Genomic DNA, 281 nt, shown 5'->3' with positions numbered 1-281 from the left:
GGCTGTTCTCGATGCGCCCCGCGGTGCCACTATACTGACGCTGCACGCCGACCGAGTGCTCGCCTTTCTTGACGAATCCTGTTTCATCCACAATCAGCACGGCGTCAGTGGCTCCCAGCTGTTCGACCACATACTGGCGCAGCACGTCACGCTGTCAGCAGCACGTTGAAAATGGCTCTTCCCCACTTTGTGTGAAGTTTCACGTCACCATTCAGCACCGATTCAACACGCGAGTACGAAGCAGTTGGAAGCCGGCGCGGCCATACATTTGGCGCTTGAGC

The 281-nt window shown here is 57.7% G+C and carries 1 pseudogene; it reads right to left on the bottom strand.

The features are described 5' to 3' along the window. Positions 1 to 151, bottom strand: a pseudogene (locus KQH60_RS14820) (transposase); the annotation flags it as partial. Positions 152 to 281: the final 130 nt, after the last annotated feature.

The sequence above is a fragment of the Mycetohabitans sp. B8 genome (assembly GCF_021991875.1).
In the GTDB taxonomy this organism is placed as follows: domain Bacteria; phylum Pseudomonadota; class Gammaproteobacteria; order Burkholderiales; family Burkholderiaceae; genus Mycetohabitans.
This window is presented reverse-complemented; position numbering and strand designations above follow the sequence as displayed.